The following is a 22,099-nucleotide window of genomic DNA, read 5'->3' on the forward strand; positions in this document are numbered from 1 at the left end:
AGGCGATGGCCCTCGTGAATGAAAAAAAGGCCCGCCAATGGCGGGCCTTTCCATCAAAGCTAAACGCTCAAATCACTCCGCGCAGGCGCGGATTTTCTCGATGTCCGGGCCGTTCGGCGTGCGGCCAAGGTTGAACGGGGCCGAAGCGTCACGCCATTTGGCGTAGTCGTTCAGATACTCCAGCTGGCTCAGATAAACCTTGGCGGAATCGGGGTTCTCGCAGGCGGTCTCTTCGATGGTCTCGTTGGCCATCTCCTGAACCTTGGTCAGCGTCTCGTCATCATAGCGGTTGATTTCGATGCCCGCGTCGAGGAACTGTTGGTAGGCTTCGGTCGCGCGCTTCTCGGTGAAGGACAACGACCAGACGAGGTTGGCCTGCGCGGCGATCTCAAGCGCTTCGCGGGTCTCATCCGACAGCGCGTCCCACGCACCTTTGTTGATCATCACACCGAAGATCGAAGCAGACTGGTGCCAGCCCGGTGTTGCCCAGTATTTGGTGACCTGCTGGAAACCGCCCGAGAAATCGACGTTCGGGGTCGAGAATTCCGCGCCATCAATCACGCCGCGCTCAAGCGACTGATAGATTTCGCCACCGGCCATGGAGACCTGCGAACCGCCCAGTTTTTCCAACAGACGGCCCTGCTCCAGACCCGACAGACGCAGACGCTTGCCCTTGAGGTCTTCCAGCGTGACGATCTGCTCGTTGGTGCGGAAACCGGATTCGTTGTTGGTCACGCCGTAGGGCAGATAGACCATGCCGAACTTGCCGTAGATCTCGTTATAAAGCTCTTTGCCGCCCCATTGCTCGATCCAGTTGACGTAGTCGACCGCGTTGAACAGGCTCGCCGTGGTTGCCAGCGGCGAGAAGGCAGAGTTGCGGCCCGCCCAGTAACCGGGCCAGTCGGCGCCAGCCTGCACGGTGTTGGATTCAACCGCCCCGAACACTTCGCCCGCGGGCACGAGAGAGCCGCCTTCGAAGAATTCGATTGTCAGGTCATCGCCGGTCAGCTTGTTGGCCAGATCGACGAAGTGCTTGTCGATCTCGATCAGTTCCAGCGACGTGGGCCATGTGGTGGTCATGGTCCAGCTGTCTTGGGCCGCGGCCTGCGTGGCAACGCCGGCGCAGAGTGCCAGACCAGCAAGGGTTGATTTCAATTTCATAATCTCTCTCCTCCGTTGATTATTTTGTATAGAGCGTTTCCGGCAGCCAGGTGACAAGCTGCGGGAACAGGGCGATGGCCACGCACATCATCAGGATCAGACCGATGAAAGGCAGCACGCCGACGATGATATGTGACGTCTTGACCTCCCGCGGGGCGATGGCGCGCAGGTAGAACAGCGCATATCCAAAGGGCGGGGTCAAAAAGGACGTTTGCAGAACCACCGACATCAGGACGACGAACCACAGCAGGCTCACGTCCATCTCCTGCACGATGGGCAGGAAGATCGGGAAGGACAGCAGCACAATGCCGGTCCAGTCAAGGAAGGCGCCGAGGATGAAGACGATGAACATCATCATCGCGATCAAAAGCCAGGGCGCCATGTCGAGGTTGCGGATGATCTCCTGCGTGGCGCGCAGGCCGCCGGTGATGTTGAACACGCCGGTAAAGGCGGTGGCGCCGATGACAATGAAGAGGATCATCGCCGAGGTGCGCCCGGTTTCCAGCATCGCGCCGTAGAAGGAGGCCCAGCTAAACTTTCCGCGCAGGATCACGATGACCAGCGCCAGCGCGGCACCAATGGCGGAGGCTTCGGTCGCCGTGGCGATGCCCGCAAGCAGCGAGCCCAAGATGCCGAGGATCAGCACCAGCGGCGGGACCGCTTCGATCAGCAACATGCGCACAAGAGCGGGTTTCGAGATCTTCTCATCCGGCTCGACGGCGGGGGCCATGTCGGGCCGGACCACGGCGACGACGAACACCCAGACCGCATAGAGCAGCCCCAGCACCACACCCGGCACCATCGCGCCCGCGAAAAGCTCCCCCACCGACAGCGGCGAGTAGGAGGCCATGAGGATCAACATGATCGAGGGCGGGATCAGAATGCCCAAACAGCCAGAGGCGGCGATGACCCCGGTGGTCAGCGTCGGGCTATAGCCATATTGCAGCATGGGGCGCAGGGCCATCACGCCCATCACGGTAATCGACGCGCCGATGATGCCCGTGGTCGCGGCCAGAAGGATCGAGATGAAAACCACCGCCAGCGCCAGACCGCCGCGAATGTTTGACATCAAAAGCCGCAGTGATTCGAACATCTTATCCGTCACGCCCGAATCGGACAGGAACCTTGCCATCAAGATGAAAAGGGGAATCGCGATCAGCGTGAAGTTGTCCAGCACATCGCCGAAAATCCGGTTGATGACGATGCCCAGCACCATCGGTTTGCCGGCGATGACAGCGCCCAGAACGGCGGTGCCGCCCAAAACGAAGGCCAGCGGGTGGCCCATGAAAAGGCCCAGCAAAAGCAGGCCGAACATGGTGAGTGCAATGAGTTCAGGCGTCACGGGGCAGTTCCTGACGGTTAAGTACGAGTTTCAAAAATTCCGACACACCTTGCAGCAGCAGCAGACCGGCAGCGAGGGCCATGGCCATTTTCAGCGGATAGACCGGCAGCTGGACCGAGCCATATGTCGTCTCACCTTGGGCGTAAGATCGCATGGCGAATTCATAAGAGCGGGTGGTGAAGATCCACGCGAAGGGGAAGAAAAAGATCACATAGCCCGCCGCTTCGACCCAACGGCGCAGGCTGGGGCCAAGAGTTTCGGTGATCAGATCGACCCGCACATGGGCCTGATGGCGCAGTGCATAGCCGCCCAGCAGTACGAAATAGAAGCCATATAACTGTTTCGTAACGTCAAAAGCCCAGCGGGTCGGGTCATTCAGCGCATAGCGCATGAAGACGTCATAGATGATGATTGCGGCGAAAATGACGGCGACGACCGACACGATACGCCCGACGAATTCGTTCATCTGGTCGATGAATTTTATCACGATCTGAGCCCTCCCTGGCAGCTGGCACATTATTGGCCTTTCTGCCGAAAACAAGGCAAAAGACCATTAATAATGCCGCTTTAAGTAGCACTACGTATGCGGCTTGGGGCGGGATTGTCCAGAAGCTGAGATTTCAATTTGCCTAGGCCATGGACATTTTCCAAAAGCGACGATTATCTGCTGCGCATGGCCCTCCGCGTCGACGTCGGGGGAGGCTAAGCAAATATCCGTTTGGGAGGAAAAACATGGATCGTCGTTCATTTATCCGCAAAGCCGGTGTGATGGGGGCAGGTGCTGCCGCCACGACACTTGCAGCGCCCGCTATTGCACAGGGTAACATCACCTGGCGCATGGTCACCACTTGGCCCAAGAACTTCCCCGGTCTGGGTGTCGGCGCGCAGCGTCTGGCCGACCGGATCACCGCCGCCTCGGGTGGCGAGCTAACCATTCAGGTCTTCTCCGCCGGTGAGATGGTGCCGCCGCTGCAATCGCTCGACGCCGTGATCGACGGCACCGCCGAGATGAGCCATGGCGCCGCCTACTACTGGCAGAACAAATCGCCCGCGCTGTCCTTCTTCACCGGCGTTCCTTACGGCATGACCACGCCCGAGCTGACAGCTTGGATGCGCTACATGGGCGGTCAGGAAATCTGGGACGAGATCTACGACCAGTTCGGCGTTCAGGGCTTCCTGTCGGGCAACACCGGCACGCAGACCGGCGGCTGGTTCCGGGATGAGCTGAAAAGCCTCGACGATGTCAAAGGCGTGCGCTTCCGGACGCCGGGCCTCGGTGGCCGCGTGTGGGAGAAGCTGGGCGCGACCGTGACCAACATGGCCGCGGGCGAAATCTTCCAAGCGCTGCAGTCGGGCACGCTCGACGCGGCCGAATTCGTCGGCCCCTACAACGATCTGGCGCTCGGGTTCCATCAGGTGGCCAAGAACTACTACATGCCGTCCTTCGTGGAATCGGGTCTGGCGACCGAGCTTGTCGTCGACAAGAAGAAGTATCAGGAACTGCCCGAGAACCTGCAGGCGATCATCCGCGATGTGAGCCAAGCGGAATACGACCAAGTCGCCGCTGACTTCTACGCCAACGATCCCCGTGCGCTGAAGACCCTGCAGGAAGAACATGGCGTGACCGTGCGCAACTTCCCCGACGACATCATGGAAGCCGGTGCCAAAGCCTCGGTCGAAGTGGTTGAAGAGCTGCGCAACAGCGACGACCCGCTGGTCAAGAAAACCGCCGAGAGCTTTGTCGAAGCGCTGAACCTCGTCCGCACCCGGACCGAGAGCATCGACAGTCCCTATGTGCAAGCGCGCCAGAAGTTCCTGAAGTACTGAGCTTCGCGCTGATCGGAAGGGCCCGGTGGTAACGCCGGGCCCTTTTTCGTTTGAGCGCGAAGGGCATCGCCCTCCGGGGGGAGGGAGGGCGATGCCCGGCGTGCCGCCGGGCGGGACATTGGCGGATGTTTGGAACACAAAATAAGGCCCGGCGTTGCTGCCGGGCCTTTGAACGTCGAGGGGGGCTATCTCACCCCGCGATCATCTTAGGCAACCAAGTCACGATCTGCGGGAAGGCAAAGAGGATCGCAATCGCCACCACCTGCAACAGCACAAACGGCAGGATACCCTTGTAAATCGCGCTCGTCGGCAGATCCGCCGGGGCCACCCCCCGCAGATAGAACAGCGCAAAGCCGAAGGGCGGCGTCAGGAAGGATGTCTGCAGGTTCACCCCGACCAAGACGCCCAGCCAGATCGGATCGATGTCCAGCATCAACAGCACCGGTGCCGTGATCGGGATCACGATAAAGATGATCTCAAAGGTATCGAGGATGAAGCCCAAAAAGAACATGATGATCATCACCACCGCCACCGCCGCCAAGGGGCCGCCGGGCAGGTTGCTGAGGAACTCATGCACCAGATTGTCGCCGCCCATCATGCGGAACACGATCGAAAAGACCGAGGCGCCCAGCAGGATGATGAAAACCATGCTGGTGATCGTGGCTGTGGCAATCATCGTCTCCCGCAGGATGCGGAAGGACAGACGCCAGCGCAGGGCCGCGAGCACCATCGCCCCCACGGCACCGACAGAGGCCGCCTCGGTCGGGGTGGCAATCCCGCCGAGGATCGACCCCAACACGGCGAGGATCAGCAAGAGCGGCGGCATCAGGGCGACAAAGAAATCCCGCACCAACTGGCTTTTCTCATCCGCCGGAACCGGCGTCGCGGGGCAGGAAGCGGGAGCGGTCGCGGCTTTGAACAGAACGTAGCTGAGATAAAGCGTGACCAGCAAAATCCCCGGCAGCAGCGCCCCGGCGAAAAGATCCCCCACAGAGACGGGGGTGGGGGCAAAGTTGCCCTTGGCCATCTGGACCTGAGAGTTGATGCCCGACAGCATATCGCCCATGAAGATCAACACGGTAGAGGGCGGAATGATCTGCCCCAAGGTGCCACTGGCGCAGATCACCCCGGTGGCTAGCTTGGGGTCATAGCCCGCCCGCAGCATCGCGGGCAGAGAAATCAGGCCCATGGTGACAACCGTGGCCCCGACGACGCCCGTGGATGCAGCCAGCATCGCCCCCACCAGCACCACCGAAATCCCCAGACCGCCGCGCATATTGCCAAAAAGCTTGCCCATGGTCAGCAAAAGCTGTTCGGCGATCTGGCTGCGTTCCAGCATCACCCCCATGAAGATAAAGAGCGGCACGGCGACCAAAACTTCGTTGGTCATGAAGCCGATATAGCGGTTCGGCAGCGAGCCAAAGTTCGACGGATCGAAAACGCCGAACCCCATGCCCACGGCGCCAAACAGCAGCGACACGCCAGCAAGGGTGAAAGCCACCGGAAAGCCGAGCAGCAAAAAGCCGATCACGCCAAAGAACATGAGCGCGGCGAGCATCTCGCCAATGAAAATCGGATCCATCAAACGGCTCCCTGCGGATGGTCTGCGGGGATTTGGTCCCGGCTATATTGCATGGATTTGGGCACCAGCTCAGCATTGCCGCTGAGCACGAGGATGGAGCGGATGATCCATGCAACTCCTTGCATTGCGAGTAGAAATGCGAAGCCGATGATGAAGGCTTTGAGAATGTAGAGCCCCGGCATGCCGCCGACGTTGGCCGATCCTTCCTGATAGCCCCAAGCGCGCTGCACGAAGGGAATCGAATAGGTGTAGACGATCCAGCAGAAGGGCAGCAGAAAGACGATGACGCCGATAAGGTCGATCAGCGCGCGGCGGGCCATGGTGGCGGGGCGGTAGAAAATGTCGACGCGCACATGGTCATCGCGCAGCAGCGCAAAACCGGCCACCGCCGTAAACATCGCGCCGTTCAGCCAGATATATAGGTCTTGCATCCAAACGAAGCTGATCGCGAAGACATAGCGCTGCACGACCACGGTGAAACAGACCAACACGATGCCGAGTGCGAGCCATGAGAAGAGATGGCCGATGACCAAATTCACCGCGCAGATCACCCTGGCAATTGCTGCTAAAAAACGCACCTTGTCCCCTCTCCCGTCAAGTTCGTTTGACCGTCAATCAAAGGGAGGGGGCAAAATGTCAAGATTTAGATGACGGGCGGCTCTTCCCGGCGGCATTTGTCGCCTTCCCGTGGCAGGAAGGCAACCGAAGGGCCGCGCCGCTCAATAGATACTGATTTCGGGCGCGCTGCCTCCGCGCACCATCCCGCGGTACATGCCCTGCGAGTTGAACGGCATGGCGATATTGCCTGCCGCATCCACCGCGATGACCCCGCCTGAGCCGTCATTGGCTGCCAGATCCTGCATCACCACATGTTCGGCGGCGGTTGCCAGATCCTCGCCCGCATGGCGCATCCGCGCGGCGATCTCTCCGGCGACGTTCCAGCGGATGAAAATCTCGCCGTGGCCGGTGGCGGAGACTGCGCAGGTCGCGTTGTCGGCGAAGGTGCCCGCGCCGATCATCGGCGTGTCGCCAACCCGGCCCGGCGCCTTGGCGGTCATGCCCCCCGTAGAGGTGGCCGCCGCAAGATTGCCCGCCGCGTCGCGCGCTACGGCTCCCACGGTGCCATGGCGCCGCGCCGGATCGTCCGAAACCTCGCCCCGTGCCCGCATCTCAAGCGTCTCTTGCAGCGCATCCCAGCGGGACTGGGTGAAGAAATAGTCGCGGTCGCCGAACTCCAGGCCCGCCTGCCGCGCGATCTCCAGCGCGTTGGGGCCGATCAGCGTGACATGCTCGGTGCGCTCCATCACGGCGCGGGCGAGCTTGATGGGATTCTTCGGCCCAAAGACACCGGCCACTGATCCCGCGCGCCGATCGCTGCCATCCATCACGGCGGCGTCCATCTCCTGCACGCCTTCCGAAGTATAGACCGCGCCGCGTCCTGCGTTGAACAGCGGTTCATCCTCCAAAGCGCAGACCGCGGCCACCACCGCGTCCATCGCACTCCCGCCGTCGCACAGCACCACTTCCCCAGCCTCCAAGGCGCGGGCGAGGCCGTCGTGATAGGCGGCCTCCTTCTGAGGTGTCATGTTTTCCTTGAGGATGGTTCCGGCACCGCCATGGATGGCAAGGGAGTAAGACATTTCCATCACCCCACCCGATGCAGCATCTGCCGCCCCGGGGTCAGCCCCTGCACCTTTTCCACGATCGAGCGCGCGTCGATCCCGAAATGCCGGTAAAGGTCGCCGATGGTGCCGGTCTGGCCGAAATGCTCGACGCCGAGCGGCACCGTCTGATGCCCCACGACCGCGCCCAGCCACGACAGTGTCGCGGGGTGGCCGTCGATCACCGTGACCAGTTTGCAGTCGCGCGGCAACCCTCCCAACATCGTTTCGATGTGGCTCTGCGCCGCGTGATTGCCACGGGCGCGTGCCCGCTGCGCGGCGGTCCAGCCCGCGTTCAGACGGTCGGCCGAGGTCACCGCCAGCACGCCCACGTCGCGGCGGCCCTCGGCGATGCTGCCCGCGGCCTGGATCGCCTCGGGCGCCACGGCACCCTGATAGGCGATCACCACGTCGCAGTTCGGCCCGGGCTTGCGCAGCCAATAGGCGCCGTCGATGGCGCCTTGGCGGAAGTCCTCGTCGACGCGCTTGCCGGGCTGTTCGATGGGGTTGGTGGTCAGCCGCAGATAGACCGAGCCGCCGGTCTCGTCGCGCAGCCAAGTACGCTCGTCCGGGTCGCCCTCGCCGTCGCGTTGCAGGTAGTCGAAGGCCCAGCTCATGATAACGGCCAACTCATCGGCAAAGGCGGGCTCGAAACTCGCCAACCCATCCTGACTCATGCCGATGAGCGGCGAGCCGATAGACTGGTGCGCCCCGCCCTCGGGGGCCAGCGTCACGCCCGAAGGGGTGCCGACGATCATGAAACGCGCATCCTGATAACAAGCGTAGTTCAGCGCGTCCAAACCGCGGGCGACGAAGGGGTCATAGACCGTGCCGATGGGAATGACCCGTTTGCCGAAAAGCGAATGCGACAGGCCGGCCGCGCCCAGAAGCAGGAAGAGGTTCATCTCGGCGATGCCAAGTTCGATATGCTGGCCCTCGGGCGTGAATTCCCATTTCGCGGTGGAAGGGATTTTTTCGTTGATGAAGGTGTCGGCCTGTTCCTTGCGGGCGAAAAGCTTGCGGCGGTTCACCCATGGCCCGAGGTTCGTGGTGCCGGTCACATCCGGTGACATGGTGACAATGCGCTGCGCCAGATCGCTGTCGCCTTTCGACAAGTCGTCGAGGATCTTGCCGAAGGCCATCTGCGTGGAGATCTCCCGGTCGCTCGAAAGCTCGATCTGCGGCACCGGCAGCGTGGTATCATTGTAGCGGCGGCGGCCCTTGGCGAAGAAGGGCACGCGGGTAAGCGCGTCTTGCAGCGCTTGCGGGTCCACGACAGTGGCGAAGGGCTCCCATTCATCGCCCTCGGCCACGCCCATATGTTTCTGCCAATCGGCCATCTGGGTCTTGGTCATCAGACCGCCGTGGTTGTCCTTGTGCCCCGCGATCGGCGTGCCCCAGCCCTTGATGGTGTAGGCAAGGAAACAGACCGGGCGGTCGTGGTCGATGGCGGCGAAGGTGTCGGCCATCGTCTCCACGCAATTGCCGCCGAGGTTCTCCATCAGTTCGGCAAGTTCATCGTCGCTGCGCGCGTCGATCAGCGCCGTGACATCGCCCTGATCGCCGAGCGCCTCCATCAGACGTTCGCGCCAGACCGCGCCGCCCTGATAGGTCAGCGCCGAGTAGAGCTGGTTCGGGCAATTGTCGATCCAGTCGCGCAGCTTGTCACCGCCCGGCTCCTCAAACGCGGCGCGCTGCAGGGCGCCGTATTTCACCTTGACCACGTCCCAGCCGAAGGCGTCGAAAATCTGCTCGATGCGTTTGAACAGCCCCTCGCGCACCACCCCGTCGAGCGACTGGCGGTTGTAGTCGATGATCCACCATGTGTTGCGCAGGTCGTTCTTCCAGCCCTCTTGCAGGGCCTCGTAGATGTTGCCCTCGTCCAACTCTGCGTCGCCCACCAAGGCGACCATGCGGCCCAGATCGACATCCTCGCCCCAGGTCTTCGCGGTGATATAGTCCTGCACCAGCGAGGCGAAGGAGGTGATCGCCACGCCAAGGCCGACCGAGCCGGTGGAGAAATCCACATCGTCCACGTCCTTGGTCCGGCTGGGGTAACTCTGCACCCCCTGGAAACCGCGGAAATTCTCCATCTTCTCGCGGGTCTGGTTGCCCATCAGGTACTGCATCGCGTGGAAGATCGGCGAGGCATGGGGTTTGACCGCCACCCGGTCCTCGGGCCGCAGGGCGCTGAAGTAAAGCGCCGTCATGATCGACACCATCGAGGCCGAGGATGCTTGATGCCCGCCCACCTTGATGCCGTCGACCTTGGGCCGGATGTGGTTCGCGTTGTGGATCATCCAGTGCGACAGCCACAGCAGACGCTGTTCGACGGTCTTGAGCTGAGCAGGGGCGAGAGCGGTCATGGCAGGTCTTTCATTCTGAGGATCCCTCGGGCGGTGCCCTCTTCGACACCGCCCGCGACTGGTCCGGTTCGTGCCGGATCAGGCTGCGCGCATGTTATGCGCCCCAAGCGCGGCGTAAAGGTCATCAATGATGTCTTCCGCCGATTCCAGCCCGACCGAGAGTCGCACCAGCCCCTCGGCGATGCCATGTTCGGCGCGTTCCTCGGGGGAATAGGTGGAATGGGTCATGCTGGCGGGATGCTGGATCAGGCTTTCCGCGTCGCCGAGGCTCACCGCGCGCTGAATGAGGTTCAGCCGGTTCATGAAGGCGATGCCGCCCGCCTTGCCGCCCTTGACCTCGAAGGGGATCATGCCGCCGAAGTTGCCCATCTGCCGGCGCGCGAGTTCGGCCTGCGGGAAGCTTGCCAGCCCCGGGTAAGCGACATGCAGCACTGCCGGATGCGCCTCCAGCGCCTCGGCGACCTTGGCGGCGGTGGCACAGTGCCGCTCCATGCGCAGTTCCAGCGTCTTGATCCCGCGCAAGAGCAGCATGGCCGTGAGCGGCGACATCACGGCGCCGGTCATGTCCTTCAGACCCACGAGCCGCACCTGCATCATGTCCTCGGCGCTGCCGACGATCAGGCCCGCCACCACGTCGCCATGGCCCGAGAGGAACTTCGTCGCCGAATGCAGCACGATGTCGGCGCCATGTTCGATGGGGCGGGTGATCACCGGCGTGGCATAGGTGTTGTCGACCACCACCTTGGCGCCCGCGCGATGCGCGATGGCAGAGATCGCGGCGATGTCCACCAGACGGTTGTTCGGGTTCGCGGGCGTCTCGAAATAGACCACCTTGGTCCGGTCGCTGATCACCTCGGCGAGGTTCTGGGGCTCGGTCATGTCGACCAGCGTCACCTTGACGCCGAAGCGCGGCAGGCCATGCGTCATGAAGGCAAAGGTGCAGCCATAAAGCGTTTTGTCGATGATGATCTCATCACCCGCCTGCAGGAAGGTCCAAAGCGTCGAGGTGATCGCCCCCATGCCCGAGGCGGTGGCGAGCCCGGCCTCAGCGCCCTCGAGGTTGGCGATGCGCTTTTCCAGATGGTCCAGCGTTGGGTTGCTGATGCGGGTGTAGAAATGCCCCGCGCGCTCGCCCGCGAACATGTCGCCGCCCGCCTCGGCGGTCTCGAAGGTGAAGGTCGAGCTCATGTAGATCGGCGGGTTCAGCGCGCCCTGTTCGTCCTGCGCGGCATAGCCGTGGTGGATGGCGCGGGTGGCAAAGGATTTCTGGTCGTCGGTCATGTCAGGCCCCTATCTGATTTTGGGGGCATGATCCGATGGCGCATGGGGCATTTGATTGCTAATATATGCGCGGATTGCAGGAGATTTGGCATATCATGCCCCAAACACCCCGATTGGACGCCACCGACCGTCGCATCATCCGCGCCCTGCAACGCAACGGCCGCATGACCAACCTCGATCTGGCGGAGGAAGTCGGCCTCTCGCCCTCGCCCTGCCTGCGTCGGTTGCGCGCGCTGGAGAAAAGCGGCGCGATCCGGGGCTACAGCGTGGAGGTCGATGCCAAGGCCTACGGGCTGCCGGTGACGGTCATGGTGCGCGTGACGCTGGACGGTCACGACGAGGGCACGGTGAAACGCTTCGAGAACCAGATCCGGGCGATCCCGGAGGTGCTGGAATGTTTCGTGATGAGCGGCCTGTCGGACTACCTGCTGCGGGTCGTGGTGGGCGATCTTGAAGACTACGAGCGCTTCGTGCGCGCGCGGCTGCATCCCATTGGCGGTATCGGGTCGATCGACACCAGCTTTGTCTACGGGGTGGTGAAACGCTCTCAGGTCTACCCCGACATCGGCAATTGAGCGACCGGAGACATTTAACCGGTTTACAATCCCGCCCCCCTTGGGAAGAGTTCGCCCAACCCCCTAGGAGACCGCATGACTTTCGCCGCCACCCCCGCCCTGCAAACCGTCGTCGACCATGCGCTGGCGCATGAGACCGATTGGCCGCGCTCGATGTACCATTCTGATGGCGCTTACGTCGGCAACCGCGAGTGGAACGAAAGCGGCCCCTGGACCGAGATCGTCGGCCCGGTGCGCCCGCGCGGTGGCCCCGCCGGGGTAATCCTGCATCGCGGTGAGCGCGTGGCCGATTGGGGCGAAACGACGCGCGCCGACATGACCTTCTCCATCGCCAAGAGTTACCTTTCGGTGCTGGCGGGGCTGGCGGTGAAGGACGGTCTGATCGCGGACCTCGACGCGCCCGTGGGCGACAGTATCCCGGGGCCGCATTTCGCGGGCGACCACAACAGGCGCATCACCTGGCGGCATCTGCTGCAGATGAACAGCGAATGGCGCGGCGAGATTTTCGGAAAGGACGATCAGGTCGACCACTACCGCCAGATCGGGCCGGGGGCGGACAACAGCCGCAAGGGACAGTTGCGGCAGGTCGGTGCGCCGGGCAGCCATTATGAGTACAACGACGTGCGGGTAAACGCGTTGGCCTATGCGCTGATGATGCGTTTTCGCCGCCCTCTGCCGGAGGTGCTGCGCGAGCGGATCATGGACCCTATCGGGGCATCACCCGACTGGCGGTGGGAGGGCTATTCGACCTCTTGGGTCGAGATAAATGGCACCCGGATGCAATCGGTCACCGGCGGCGGGCATTGGGGCGGCGGGCTTTTCATCTCTGCCGAGGATCACGCAAAATTCGGCCAGTTCATCTGCCAGCACGGCGCGTGGAACGGCGAACAGATCCTGCCCGAGGACTGGATGCAGCGGTCCCTCACGCCCACGCCGACGCTCGACAAATACGGTTTCCTGTGGTGGCTGAACCGCGGCACCGAGGCCGATCCGAAGCTGCCCGAGACCGCCTTCAGCGCGCAGGGCGCGGGCGGCCATACGATCTGGATCGCGCCCGAGCAGGAAATCGTCGCGGTGATGCGCTGGCTCGCCTCGACCGCCACGCCACAATTCCTCCTCCGGCTTTTCGCCGCGTTGACTGAGAGCTGATACGAAAGGAAACCCCATGCATATCAAGACCTTCGGCGTCGAAATGTGGATGAACGAGTTTGAGAACCACTGCCGCTATAACCTCGCCGAAACCTGCGTCGACTCGATCACCTTGGGCGAGTTGATCGACATGGCGGGCGTCGACAACTCCGTGTTGGGCGAGCTGCGCGAGATGCGCATGGGCTATGGCGCCATCGAGGGCTCGGACCGGCTGCGCGATGCAGTGGCGGGGCTCTACGAGAAACAGTCGCGCGAGAACGTGCTGACCACCCACGGCACCATCGGGGCCAATGCGCTGGTGCATCAGACGCTGGTGTCGCGCGGCGACCATGTCATCGCCATCGTGCCGACCTACCAGCAGCACTATTCGATCCCCGAAAGCATCGGTGCGGAGGTCGAACTGCTGCACCTGCGCCCGGAGAACGGTTTTCTGCCCGATCTTGAGGAACTGCGCGCGATGATGTGCCCCGACACACGGATGATCGCCACTAACAACCCCAACAACCCGACCGGCGCGCTGATGGACCGGGCAATGCTCACGGAGATCGCCGAGATCGCGCGGGGCAGCGGGGCATGGGTGCTCTGCGATGAGGTCTATCGCGGCACCGATCAGGCCGGGAACGGCTATACCGCCTCGATCTGCGATTTGTACGAGCGGGGCATCAGCACGGCGGGCATGTCCAAAGCCTATTCGCTGGCCGGGCTGCGCGTGGGCTGGGTCGCAGGGCCGAAGACCCTGCTCGAAGACATCATGGTTCACCGCGATTACAACACGATCTCCGTCGGGCGGATTGACGAGTATTTCGCGGCCCTTGCCCTCGAAAACCGTGCCCAGATCCTCGACCGCGCGCATCTGATCACCCGCGAGAACCTCGCGATCCTGTCGGATTGGGTCGAGGCCGAGCCGCTGATCTCATGGGTGAAACCGCAAGCGGGCACCACGGCGCTGCTCAAATACGACCTGCCGCTGCCCTCCCGCGATTTCTGCACGCAACTGCTGGAGGCGGAGGGCGTTCTCTTCACCCCCGGCAGCGCCATGGATATGGAGGGCTGGCTGCGCATCGGTTTCGCCAATTCGACGGCGGACCTGCGCGACGGATTGGCGCGTGTCTCGGCTTTCCTCGCGCGTCACGGCGCGGCACAGCCAAGCTAGATGGAGCCCGTCATGCCGCCCGCCTCAGACCTGATCGCCCAAAGCGCCGCCCGTTCCTGCGCGGTCCATCGCAAAATCGCGGGCGCGGTTTACCGCACCCCGGTGATCGCCTCCCGCCTGCCAATGGCTGAGGAGTCGCGGCTGTTTTACAAGACCGAGAACTTCCAGCACACCGGGTCGTTCAAACTGCGCGGCGCCAGTGCGAAACTGACGACGGTGCCGCTCGACCGGCCTGTCATCACCGCCTCTTCCGGCAACCACGGCATCGCCTGTTCGCGTGCGGCCCAGACCACGGGGCATGAGTTGATCGTCGTGCTGCCTGAAACCGTCGTCGCCAAGAAACGCAAGATCATCGAAAGCTACGGCACCAAGGTCGTGATCCATGGGGCCGATGCCTCGCTATCAGAGCGACACGCGCAGAGCTTGGCCGAGGCTGAGGGCTACACCTATATCTCGCCCTATAACGATGCCGATGTGATCGCGGGGCAGGGCACCGCCGCGCTGGAACTGCTCGACCAGATCGAAGGGGTCGACAATGTCTTTATCTCGATGGGCGGTGGCGGGCTGATCTCGGGCATGGGATCGGTAATCAAGGAATTCTCACCACAGACCCGCGTGATCGGTGTGAGTGCAGCCAACAGCTGCGCGCTGGCCGCGTCGATCAAAGCGGGCGAGATCGTCGAAACGGAACATCTCGATACGCTGGCCGATGGTGTGGCGGGCGGGGTGGATGAAGGCTCGCTTACCCTGTCGATGGCAAGCGCGGTGATTGATGAGATCGTCCATTGCGACGAGGATCAGATCGGCGAGGCGCTGAGGGTGTTGGCTTGGGAAGAGAATATGCTGGTCGAAGGGGCCGCCGCTTTGGCGCTGGCGGCCTATCTTGCAAGGCCGCAGAACGACGCGGGCCAGACCTCTGTCGTTCTGCTTTGCGGAGGCAATTATGAGGTCGAGCAATTACGCAGGATCATCTAACGGCCACCCGGCTCGATCCTGCGGACCGGGTCCGTTTCCCCCTCAGCGCATGTCGAACCGCAGGTCGACCCAACGGCCCTCGGGAATGTCCCGCGGCGCACCGCCGGCCCAGCCGTCCTGCCAGATCACCTCGCGGGTGCGGATATCGAGCGCCCCTGCCTCATAGCTGCACGCGACATGAACCAGCCGGTTGCCATTCGCATCCTGCGGCGCTTCGATCTGCCAGCCGCGACTGGCGAGGGGTGGCACGTTCGACAATCGGTAATGGCCCGGCCCGATCCGTTCGAACCCTGCACCCAAAGGCACCGCAGGCTCTTCACGGCCATCGCGGAACAGGCGCACGATCGGGCTGGCTTCCTTGATGAATCCATTGGCATCCACAGTCGTATTCGCCCCGGACCACAGCGGTTGCCACGCGCCCCATGCCCCCGTCGCCCGGACACGAAAGGCCAGACCCGGCATGTCGATCCCCACTGCGATCTGCCACAGATAGGCATTCTGCCCGCCCAGGGTGCTATTGCCGCAAAGCAGACCGAAAACCCCGTCCAGCGCCGGGAACGGGTTGGCCCCGGCAGGCGCCTGCGCATGGGCGCCGCCATGGCTTGAAAAGCTGCCCGAAAGATCATGCGCGTCGAGGTCCGTCACCAGCGGCCCCGCATCGGCACCGATGCCGAAATCCCCCACCCGCAGCAAACGCCCCACGGTCGCATCGTCCACCCCCTGCGTCAGCGCCGCGCCCGAGGCGATGCCGCTGCCCGCGTCAAAGGCCAGCGCGGTGGTCCAACTGCTGCCATCGGCGCTGACCTTGATGGCAAAATCATCCTGCCCCGCCGTGCCCATCTCGGCCCGGCCAGACCAATCGGTTTGAAACAGCAGGCTCGCGGTATCGGCGGCGCTGGCCTTGTTGAGCTTCAGCTGGTGCCCCGCCCCTTCGTGGGTGAAAAGGCTGGCGGGGGAGGAGACCGAAAAGCGATTGCCACTATCGTAGTCCGTATTGACCCCCAGCCCGGAAAGGTTCGCCAGATCGGGGGGCGAGACCTCGGCCCAAGCCCCTGCGCCCCAACGGTGCAGAATCCCGGTCGATTTATCCAAGGCGATCCAGCCGTCTTGCGGTGCGGTGAACTGCCAGTTCTCTCCGACCCACGCAGCCAATTCGCCGGGATGACCTGCCCAAACCTCTGTCGGCGCATCACCGAGGGCGTAAATCTCCCCCGCCTGCGGCAGGGCGGGCGGGGTGTTGGCGTCAAACCCTTCGACCGCAAGCTGCATCAAAAGATCGAGCCGTTGCAGGGCTTCGTTATGGGTCACATGTTTCTGCGCCTGTGCGGGCATCAGATAGGGCAGGGACAGGCGCTCAGAGGTGTCGGGCATCGGGGCTCTCCGCGTTATGGGTCGCCTGAGACTGTGAGAAGGAAGTCTTGCCACCCTGACAACCCACCGTTCGCGCCGCGCGCAACAAGCGGCGGTTCTGCCCCATCGCACGGCGCGGGCGGAAGGTGCGCGACACGGCTTTCACTTTCGCCAAAGCGCCCTAACTCCCTGTCAGGCGGTGCCTTTTCAAAACGAAAGCCGCAGTTTAACATCACAGCTAAGGCGCGCAAGAAAGGCCCACGCTTATGTCAAAGACCAAGATCGCCGTTGTCGGTATCGGCTACGTCGGGCTTTCGAACGCGGTGCTTTTGGCGCAGCACAACGACGTGACGGCGGTCGATTTGAACGCCGAACGGGTAGCGCAGGTGAATGCCCGCCGCGCCCCGATCGTCGATCCTGAGATCGAGCAATATCTCGCGGACAAGCCCCTCACCCTCCGGGCCACGACCGACGCCGAGGCGGCATATCGCGAGGCCGAATACGTGCTTATCGCCACGCCAACCAACTATGACCCCCGCACCAATGTCTTCGATACCTCCAGTGTCGAGGCGGTGGTGCGGGATGTCTTGGCGGCTACGAAAACGGCCACCATCGTCATCAAATCCACGGTGCCGGTGGGCTATACCGCGGGCCTCTGCGCCGCGTTGAACAGCGACCAAGTGATCTTCAGCCCGGAATTCCTGCGCGAGGGCCGCGCGCTCTACGACAACCTGCACCCCTCACGCATCGTCGTCGGCGAAGACAGCCCGCGTGCCCGGCGCTTCGCGCAACTGCTGGCGGAGGGAGCAATCGACGACGACATTCCCATGCTCTTTACAGGCCCGTCCGAGGCAGAGGCGGTCAAGCTCTTCGCCAATACCTTCCTCGCCATGCGTGTGGCCTATTTCAACGAATTGGACAGCTACGCGCTGACCAATGGGTTGGACACACGGCAGATCATCGACGGCGTCTGCCTCGACCCGCGCATTGGTGGGCATTACAACAACCCGTCCTTCGGATACGGTGGCTATTGTTTGCCTAAGGATTCCAAACAGTTACTGGCCAACTACTCCGACGTGCCGCAAAACCTAATTAACGCCGTGGTCGAGGCGAACCGCACCCGCAAGGATTTCGTCTCGGAGCAGATCCTGGCGCTTGGCCCTCAGCGGGTGGGCATCTACCGGCTGGTGATGAAGGCCGGGTCGGACAACTTCCGCCAAAGCTCGGTCCAAGGGATCATGAAACGGCTCAAGGCCAAGGGCATCGAGGTCATCGTTTATGAGCCGGTGTTGCAGGAAGAACGCTTCTTCGGCTCCGAGGTCACCCGCGATCTGGAGGCGTTCAAGGCGCGCGCGGATGTGATCGTGGCCAACCGGAATCACCCCGATCTGGCGGATGTCCCCGACAAAGTCTTCACCCGCGATCTTTTCGGCGCGGATTGATGCCGCAGCGGCCCCCCAAACTCTCAAAGGCAAAATGCGCAATACGATCGACAGCAAGAACTGGTGGACCCTGCCAAGGAGGCCGCGAAGCCCCATCTGCGATGTCGCGGGGGTGCGCGTGGGCAGTCACGACCTGCGCCGAGAGGGGCTTTGCACCGGGGTGACGGCAGTTCTGCCGCCTTTCGCGACCGGATGGCAGAGGTCTACCGCGGTTAAGCCGCGCTCACCGGGTTCATGGGGGCGAGGTCGAGCCCCCCGACCTGCGCCAGATGCGCCAGCAGCGCGTCGATCCCCTCGCCGGACCTTAACGCACAGAAGACCGTCGGCAGGTCCGGGCGCATCCGCGCGCTATCGCGCTGCATGACCTCGAGCGAGGCGCCGACATGGGGGGCGAGGTCGGTCTTGTTGATGACCAGAATGTCGGATTTGGTGATCGCCGGGCCGCCCTTGCGGGGGATCTCCTCGCCCGCCGCCACGTCGATCACATAGAGCGTTACATCCGCCAATTCGGGGCTGAAGGTAGCCGACAGGTTGTCGCCGCCGCTTTCGATCAAGACCACTTCCACATCCGGATGCCGCGCCACCATCTCCGCCACGGCGGCAAGGTTGATCGAGGCATCCTCGCGAATTGCCGTATGCGGGCAGCCGCCGGTCTCCACCCCAATGATCCGGTCTTGCGGCAGCACTTGCATGCGCATCAGCGCCTCGGCGTCCTCTTGGGTGTAGATGTCATTGGTGATCACGCCGATCGACAGCCGATCCCGCAGCGCGCGGCTGAGCGCGGCGGTCAGAGTGGTCTTGCCCGCGCCCACCGGGCCGCCGATGCCGACGCGCAAGGGGCCATTGTTGCGTTTCATGTGCGGAAAATCCTTGAATATTGGGTTTCGTGTTTCATCGCGGCGATGTCGCTGAGAAAGGCGGTGGAGGAGAGATCGTCGAGCGTGCCTGCCTCTGCCGCCGCGGCCACCTCAAGACAGAGCGGCGCGAGGTCGCGGATGACGATCTGCCCCTCGGTTTGCCCCAAGGGGATCAGGCGCATGCCCGCGGTGGCGAGGTTGGCGGTAAAGGCGTGCAAGAACATCTCAAGCGTTTGGCGCAGCGGCAACCCTTGCAGCCGCGCGGCGCGTCCGACGGCCACGGGATAGCAAAGCGGCGGCATCTCCTGTTGCCAGATCGCGGCGCTGGCGCGGGCAAAGGCTTCGCCCTGTAGCACGGTCTCTTTCAATCGCTCGGCAGAGGCGGCAAAGGCGCGGGCCTGCGCGTCGATCTCCGATGGGTCATCCGCGCGATAAGCCGCCGCAAGAAAGAGCGCATCCGCCTGTCCCGCCCCGTGCCGCAACACGCCGCTCAGCCAGTCGGCCAGGCTGTCTTGCCCCGTCACATCCCCGGTCTGCACCGCCCATTCCAACCCATGGCTATAGGCGAAGGCCCCCACCGGGTAGGAGGGCGACAGCATCTGCACCAAGGTCAGAAGGGCGTCGGCCTGTAGGGTGTCAGCCATGCGCATGGTCATGCGGGTGATCGTGGTTGTGAACAGCGTGGTGAACATGGCCGTGGTCATGGCCATGGGTGCGCCCATGGCCATAGGCGCCGCCCTCGGGGCGGAAGGGGGCGGTGATCTCTCGCGTGGTGGCACCGATCTGGCCGAGCATCTTGGCGATCACATGGTCGCGCTGAATCACCAGCCGGTCGGCGTCGATCTGACAGGGGGTATGGCGGTTGCCGATATGCCACGCGATGCGCGGCAGGTCGGGGCCGGTCACCTCCAGCAGGGCTTCGTCGGCGGCCACAACTTCGACCAAACGCCCGTCGGCCAGCACGAAAGCATCGCCATGGTCGAGCGAGGTGGTCTGCGCCAGATCGACCAGAAACGCCAGCCCGCCTGCGGTGGTCAGCACCTTGCGGCGCAGAAAGCGCCCGTCATAGCTCAGCTCGACCCGGTCACTGGCATCGGACCACGCTCCGGCGCGGCGCATCTCTTGGCAAAGGATTGGGGTCATTTCGGTCTCTTCAAAACAAGAAATAGCGCTGCGCCATGGGCAGCACGGAGGCGGGTTCACAGGTGAGCAATTCACCATCCGCGCGCACCTCATAGGTCTCGGGGTCGACCTCGACCTCGGGCAGCGCGTCGTTCAACTTCAGATCGCGCTTGCCGATCTCGCGGGTGTTGCGCACCGCAAGCGTCTGTTTGGCAATGCCGAGGCTGCCGCCCACCCCCGCGGCCTCTGCCGCCTCGCTGACAAAGACCACAGCGCAATTCTCGACCGCCCGGCCATAGGCCCCGAACATGGGCCGCGAATAGACCGGCTGCGGCGTGGGGATCGAGGCGTTGGGGTCGCCCATCTGCGCGCAAACGATGCTGCCGCCAAGCAGGACCATCTCGGGCTTCACCCCGAAAAAAGCGGGGTTCCACAACACCAGATCGGCGCGCTTGCCCTCTTCGATGCTGCCGATATGGGTCGAGATTCCATGCGCGATGGCGGGGTTGATGGTGTATTTCGCGATGTAGCGGCGGACGCGGAAATTGTCGTTCTTGCCCGTCTCTTCGGGCAACCGCCCGCGCTGCTTTTTCATCTTGTCGGCGGTCTGCCATGTGCGGATCAAGACCTCTCCGACCCGGCCCATGGCCTGGCTGTCGGAGGCGATAATCGAGAACGCCCCCATGTCATGCAGGATGTCTTCGGCGGCGATGGTCTCGCGCCGGATGCGGCTTTCGGCAAAGGCCACATCCTCGGGGATCGACTTATCAAGGTGGTGGCAAACCATGAGCATATCCAGATGCTCTTCCAACGTGTTGACCGTGAAGGGCCGTGTGGGGTTGGTGGAGGAGGGCAGCACATGCTCTTCGCCGCAAATCTTGATGATATCCGGCGCATGGCCCCCGCCCGCGCCTTCGGTATGGAAGGCATGGATCGTGCGGCCTTTCATGGCCTTCACGGTATGTTCGACAAAGCCGCTTTCGTTCAGCGTGTCGGTGTGGATCATCACCTGCACGTCCATCGCATCGGCCACGCCAAGGCAACAGTCGATGGCCGCCGGGGTGGTGCCCCAATCCTCATGCAGTTTCAGCGCGCAGGCGCCTGCGTTGATCTGCTCTTCCAGCGCGGCGGGTCGCGAGGCATTGCCTTTCCCCGCGAAGGCAAGGTTCATCGGAAAGGCATCGGCGGCTTGCATCATGCGCCCGATATGCCAGCCGCCCGGCGTGCAGGTGGTGGCCAAAGTACCATGCGCAGGCCCAGTGCCGCCGCCGAGCATGGTGGTCAGCCCCGAATGCAACGCGTCTTCGATCTGTTGCGGGCAGATGAAATGGATATGGCTGTCAAAGCCCCCGGCGGTGAGGATGCGCCCCTCGCCCGCGATCACCTCGGTCCCCGGCCCGATGATGATATCGACCCCCGGCTGCGTATCGGGGTTGCCTGCCTTGCCGATCTTGGCGATGCGCCCGTCTTTCAGCCCGACATCGGCCTTGTAGATGCCGGTATGGTCAACGATCAGCGCATTGGTGATGACCGTGTCCACGGCTCCGCCTGCGCGGGGCACTTGCGACTGGCCCATGCCGTCGCGGATCACCTTGCCGCCGCCGAATTTGACTTCTTCGCCATAGGCTCGGCCCTCGCCGGTGGTCAGGTCACGTTCTACTTCGATGATAAGGTCCGTATCGGCCAGCCGCATCCGGTCGCCCACCGTGGGGCCGAACATGGCGGCGTAGTCACCGCGTTTGATCTGTGCAGGCATCAGAGGTCTCCCATCACCGCGCTGTTAAAGCCAAAGACCCGCCGCGCCCCGCCGATCGGGATGAGCGCGATCTCGCGCCGCTGGCCGGGCTCGAAACGCACCGCAGTCCCCGCCGAGATGTCGAGGCGCAGACCCCGCGCGGCGGCGCGGTCGAACTCAAGCGCGGGGTTGCTCTCGGCGAAATGGTAATGGCTGCCGACCTGCACCGGGCGGTCGCCGGTGTTGGCGACCATCAGCGTGATCGCCGTGCTGCCGGCATTGAGGGTTAACAAGCCCTCCGCCGGAATGATCTCTCCCGGGATCATGCTTTGGCGGACTTCGAGCGCCGCAGGATGAGGATCACCCCCGAGAGCGCAAAGGCCGCGGTGGCGATCAGGTAGACGGCGAGCGATCCGTCCCCCTCTCCGCCGTGGCTGTGGGGGAGCGGCGCGCTATGGGCGAAGGCCGCCATGGCAAGCGCGCTGAGCGGCAGGGCAAGAAGGGGGGCAAAACGCGGCATG

Annotated in this window: 21 protein-coding genes and 1 pseudogene; 7 read left to right on the forward strand and 15 right to left on the reverse strand. The window is 63.2% G+C overall.

Translation table 11 applies throughout. The features are described 5' to 3' along the window. Positions 1-72: 72 nt before the first annotated feature. Genes dctP through ACGYK7_RS08955 form a run of 3 tightly spaced genes read right to left on the reverse strand, consistent with a single transcriptional unit; the run spans position 73 to position 2,993 of the window. Positions 73-1,161, reverse strand: coding sequence for a TRAP transporter substrate-binding protein DctP (gene dctP / locus ACGYK7_RS08945; protein ID WP_067266589.1), 1,089 nt, complete (start codon positions 1,159-1,161; stop codon positions 73-75). Between the two features lie 19 nt (positions 1,162-1,180). Further along, positions 1,181-2,476, reverse strand: a complete 1,296-nt coding sequence (locus ACGYK7_RS08950) for a TRAP transporter large permease subunit (protein WP_394401318.1) — start codon at positions 2,474-2,476, stop codon at positions 1,181-1,183. Positions 2,477-2,492: 16 nt separating this feature from the next. Continuing rightward, complete coding sequence (locus ACGYK7_RS08955) at positions 2,493-2,993, reverse strand: TRAP transporter small permease subunit (protein WP_394401321.1); 501 nt, start codon at positions 2,991-2,993, stop codon at positions 2,493-2,495. A 242-nt stretch (positions 2,994-3,235) separates the two neighbouring features. Between ACGYK7_RS08955 and ACGYK7_RS08960 the strand changes: the two genes are divergently transcribed. Further along, on the forward strand, positions 3,236-4,330 hold the full coding sequence (locus tag ACGYK7_RS08960) for a TRAP transporter substrate-binding protein (RefSeq protein WP_394401192.1): 1,095 nt from the start codon (positions 3,236-3,238) through the stop codon (positions 4,328-4,330). Positions 4,331-4,520: 190 nt separating this feature from the next. Here the strand turns inward: ACGYK7_RS08960 and ACGYK7_RS08965 are convergent, their stop codons facing one another. From ACGYK7_RS08965 to ACGYK7_RS08985, 5 genes are all read right to left on the reverse strand, one after another. Beyond that, entirely contained in the window at positions 4,521-5,912 is a 1,392-nt protein-coding gene (locus tag ACGYK7_RS08965) for a TRAP transporter large permease subunit (protein WP_394401195.1), read from the reverse strand. Beyond that, complete coding sequence (locus tag ACGYK7_RS08970; RefSeq protein ID WP_394401198.1) at positions 5,912-6,490, reverse strand: TRAP transporter small permease subunit; 579 nt, start codon at positions 6,488-6,490, stop codon at positions 5,912-5,914. Before ACGYK7_RS08970 ends, ACGYK7_RS08965 begins: the two co-directional genes overlap by 1 nt. Positions 6,491-6,631: 141 nt before the next feature. Continuing rightward, positions 6,632-7,552 (reverse strand): isoaspartyl peptidase/L-asparaginase family protein, encoded by a 921-nt coding sequence (locus tag ACGYK7_RS08975; protein ID WP_394401200.1) that lies wholly within the window; start codon positions 7,550-7,552, stop codon positions 6,632-6,634. A gap of 5 nt (positions 7,553-7,557) precedes the next feature. Beyond that, positions 7,558-9,939, reverse strand: a complete 2,382-nt coding sequence (locus tag ACGYK7_RS08980) for a transketolase-like TK C-terminal-containing protein (protein WP_394401203.1) — start codon at positions 9,937-9,939, stop codon at positions 7,558-7,560. A 78-nt stretch (positions 9,940-10,017) separates the two neighbouring features. Further along, positions 10,018-11,220, reverse strand: coding sequence for a methionine gamma-lyase (locus tag ACGYK7_RS08985; RefSeq protein ID WP_394401206.1), 1,203 nt, complete (start codon positions 11,218-11,220; stop codon positions 10,018-10,020). A gap of 95 nt (positions 11,221-11,315) precedes the next feature. On the opposite strand from ACGYK7_RS08985, the gene ACGYK7_RS08990 reads away from it, so the two are divergent. From ACGYK7_RS08990 to ACGYK7_RS09005, 4 genes are all read left to right on the forward strand, one after another. Then, a complete protein-coding gene (locus ACGYK7_RS08990) occupies positions 11,316-11,795 on the forward strand; it encodes an Lrp/AsnC family transcriptional regulator (RefSeq protein WP_394401209.1) in 480 nt (159 codons plus the stop codon). Between the two features lie 75 nt (positions 11,796-11,870). Beyond that, positions 11,871-12,944: a serine hydrolase domain-containing protein gene (locus ACGYK7_RS08995; RefSeq protein WP_394401211.1), complete on the forward strand. Its 1,074-nt coding sequence runs from the start codon at positions 11,871-11,873 to the stop codon at positions 12,942-12,944. 16 nt (positions 12,945-12,960) lie between these two features. Further along, complete coding sequence (locus tag ACGYK7_RS09000; RefSeq protein WP_394401214.1) at positions 12,961-14,097, forward strand: aminotransferase; 1,137 nt, start codon at positions 12,961-12,963, stop codon at positions 14,095-14,097. Between the two features lie 12 nt (positions 14,098-14,109). After that, positions 14,110-15,072: a threonine/serine dehydratase gene (locus tag ACGYK7_RS09005; protein ID WP_394401217.1), complete on the forward strand. Its 963-nt coding sequence runs from the start codon at positions 14,110-14,112 to the stop codon at positions 15,070-15,072. A gap of 42 nt (positions 15,073-15,114) precedes the next feature. Here the strand turns inward: ACGYK7_RS09005 and ACGYK7_RS09010 are convergent, their stop codons facing one another. Continuing rightward, a complete protein-coding gene (locus ACGYK7_RS09010) occupies positions 15,115-16,443 on the reverse strand; it encodes a DUF2793 domain-containing protein (RefSeq protein ID WP_394401220.1) in 1,329 nt (442 codons plus the stop codon). 245 nt (positions 16,444-16,688) lie between these two features. Here ACGYK7_RS09010 and ACGYK7_RS09015 point away from each other — a divergent pair, with 245 nt between their 5' ends. Both ACGYK7_RS09015 and ACGYK7_RS09020 read left to right on the forward strand, forming a co-directional pair. Continuing rightward, on the forward strand, positions 16,689-17,864 hold the full coding sequence (locus ACGYK7_RS09015; RefSeq protein WP_394401222.1) for a nucleotide sugar dehydrogenase: 1,176 nt from the start codon (positions 16,689-16,691) through the stop codon (positions 17,862-17,864). Positions 17,865-17,898: 34 nt separating this feature from the next. Next, a pseudogene (locus ACGYK7_RS09020) lies at positions 17,899-18,051 on the forward strand (P1 family peptidase); the annotation flags it as partial. A gap of 25 nt (positions 18,052-18,076) precedes the next feature. On the opposite strand, the gene ureG reads toward ACGYK7_RS09020, so the two are convergent. From ureG to ACGYK7_RS09050, 6 genes are read right to left on the reverse strand one after another with little or no spacing between them, the layout of a single operon-like run. Further along, positions 18,077-18,721, reverse strand: a complete 645-nt coding sequence (ureG, locus tag ACGYK7_RS09025) for an urease accessory protein UreG (RefSeq protein ID WP_067263690.1) — start codon at positions 18,719-18,721, stop codon at positions 18,077-18,079. Continuing rightward, positions 18,718-19,365 carry an urease accessory protein UreF gene (locus ACGYK7_RS09030; protein WP_394401324.1) on the reverse strand — a complete coding sequence of 216 codons (648 nt, stop codon included), beginning with the start codon at positions 19,363-19,365 and terminating at the stop codon, positions 18,718-18,720. The genes ureG and ACGYK7_RS09030 overlap by 4 nt, the downstream gene beginning before the upstream one ends. Further along, positions 19,358-19,864, reverse strand: a complete 507-nt coding sequence (ureE, locus tag ACGYK7_RS09035) for an urease accessory protein UreE (protein ID WP_394401224.1) — start codon at positions 19,862-19,864, stop codon at positions 19,358-19,360. Before ureE ends, ACGYK7_RS09030 begins: the two co-directional genes overlap by 8 nt. A 10-nt stretch (positions 19,865-19,874) precedes the next feature. Further along, positions 19,875-21,599: an urease subunit alpha gene (gene ureC / locus ACGYK7_RS09040; protein WP_394401226.1), complete on the reverse strand. Its 1,725-nt coding sequence runs from the start codon at positions 21,597-21,599 to the stop codon at positions 19,875-19,877. Next, a complete protein-coding gene (locus tag ACGYK7_RS09045) occupies positions 21,599-21,904 on the reverse strand; it encodes an urease subunit beta (protein ID WP_394401228.1) in 306 nt (101 codons plus the stop codon). The genes ureC and ACGYK7_RS09045 overlap by 1 nt, the downstream gene beginning before the upstream one ends. Further along, positions 21,901-22,098 (reverse strand): hypothetical protein, encoded by a 198-nt coding sequence (locus ACGYK7_RS09050; protein ID WP_394401231.1) that lies wholly within the window; start codon positions 22,096-22,098, stop codon positions 21,901-21,903. Before ACGYK7_RS09050 ends, ACGYK7_RS09045 begins: the two co-directional genes overlap by 4 nt. Position 22,099: the final 1 nt, after the last annotated feature.

The sequence above is a fragment of the Sulfitobacter sp. 1A15299 genome, from assembly GCF_043556915.1.
Taxonomy (GTDB): Bacteria; Pseudomonadota; Alphaproteobacteria; order Rhodobacterales; family Rhodobacteraceae; genus Sulfitobacter.

Coding starts and splice junctions, on each gene's coding strand:
- dctP (WP_067266589.1), bottom strand. CDS start 1,161: ATGAAATTGAAATCAACCCTTGCTGGTCTGGCACTCTGCGCCGGCGTT.
- ACGYK7_RS08950 (WP_394401318.1), bottom strand. CDS start 2,476: ATGTTCGGCCTGCTTTTGCTGGGCCTTTTCATGGGCCACCCGCTGGCC.
- ACGYK7_RS08960 (WP_394401192.1), top strand. CDS start 3,236: ATGGATCGTCGTTCATTTATCCGCAAAGCCGGTGTGATGGGGGCAGGT.
- ACGYK7_RS08965 (WP_394401195.1), bottom strand. CDS start 5,912: ATGGATCCGATTTTCATTGGCGAGATGCTCGCCGCGCTCATGTTCTTT.
- ACGYK7_RS08975 (WP_394401200.1), bottom strand. CDS start 7,552: ATGTCTTACTCCCTTGCCATCCATGGCGGTGCCGGAACCATCCTCAAG.
- ACGYK7_RS08980 (WP_394401203.1), bottom strand. CDS start 9,939: ATGACCGCTCTCGCCCCTGCTCAGCTCAAGACCGTCGAACAGCGTCTG.
- ACGYK7_RS08985 (WP_394401206.1), bottom strand. CDS start 11,220: ATGACCGACGACCAGAAATCCTTTGCCACCCGCGCCATCCACCACGGC.
- ACGYK7_RS08990 (WP_394401209.1), top strand. CDS start 11,316: ATGCCCCAAACACCCCGATTGGACGCCACCGACCGTCGCATCATCCGC.
- ACGYK7_RS08995 (WP_394401211.1), top strand. CDS start 11,871: ATGACTTTCGCCGCCACCCCCGCCCTGCAAACCGTCGTCGACCATGCG.
- ACGYK7_RS09000 (WP_394401214.1), top strand. CDS start 12,961: ATGCATATCAAGACCTTCGGCGTCGAAATGTGGATGAACGAGTTTGAG.
- ACGYK7_RS09005 (WP_394401217.1), top strand. CDS start 14,110: ATGCCGCCCGCCTCAGACCTGATCGCCCAAAGCGCCGCCCGTTCCTGC.
- ACGYK7_RS09010 (WP_394401220.1), bottom strand. CDS start 16,443: ATGCCCGACACCTCTGAGCGCCTGTCCCTGCCCTATCTGATGCCCGCA.
- ACGYK7_RS09015 (WP_394401222.1), top strand. CDS start 16,689: ATGTCAAAGACCAAGATCGCCGTTGTCGGTATCGGCTACGTCGGGCTT.
- ureG (WP_067263690.1), bottom strand. CDS start 18,721: ATGAAACGCAACAATGGCCCCTTGCGCGTCGGCATCGGCGGCCCGGTG.
- ACGYK7_RS09030 (WP_394401324.1), bottom strand. CDS start 19,365: ATGGCTGACACCCTACAGGCCGACGCCCTTCTGACCTTGGTGCAGATG.
- ureE (WP_394401224.1), bottom strand. CDS start 19,864: ATGACCCCAATCCTTTGCCAAGAGATGCGCCGCGCCGGAGCGTGGTCC.
- ureC (WP_394401226.1), bottom strand. CDS start 21,599: ATGCCTGCACAGATCAAACGCGGTGACTACGCCGCCATGTTCGGCCCC.
- ACGYK7_RS09045 (WP_394401228.1), bottom strand. CDS start 21,904: ATGATCCCGGGAGAGATCATTCCGGCGGAGGGCTTGTTAACCCTCAAT.
- ACGYK7_RS09050 (WP_394401231.1), bottom strand. CDS start 22,098: ATGCCGCGTTTTGCCCCCCTTCTTGCCCTGCCGCTCAGCGCGCTTGCC.